We start from the raw sequence: 352 nt of genomic DNA, 5'->3' as shown, positions 1-352 counted from the left end.
GGTACTAATGACCCGTGAGGCTTAACCTTACAACGCCAGAGGCGTTTTGGTCTGAGAGACCGAAAGAATTTTCAGCTTGTGACGGAAAAATTAGCGGAAACGAAAGATTTTGCGCTGAGGCGAGGCGCCGGACGAGACGGTACGAGGGAGCATACAGAAGTATGTGACTGAGTAGCGCGAGAACGGCAACGCGGCATCAGTGAAAAAGATTCGTTTCGTGCACAAAGAATTTGCCTGGCGGCAACAGCGCGGTGGTCCCACCTGACCCCATGCCGAACTCAGAAGTGAAACGCCGTAGCGCCGATGGTAGTGTGGGGCCTCCCCATGCGAGAGTAGGGAACTGCCAGGCATC

1 rRNA gene is annotated in these 352 nt (G+C 54.8%); it reads left to right on the top strand.

Going from position 1 to position 352, the window contains the following annotated elements:
* Positions 1-233 precede the first annotated feature (233 nt).
* A 5S ribosomal RNA gene (gene rrf, locus F3J41_RS23230) occupies positions 234-349 on the top strand.
* Positions 350-352 lie beyond the last annotated feature (3 nt).

The sequence above is a fragment of the Pantoea sp. Ap-870 genome (genome assembly GCF_011752515.1).
GTDB classification, from domain to species: Bacteria; Pseudomonadota; Gammaproteobacteria; order Enterobacterales; family Enterobacteriaceae; genus Pantoea; species Pantoea dispersa.
Note: the sequence above shows the minus strand (reverse complement) of the source record. Positions and strands in the feature narration are given on the sequence as shown.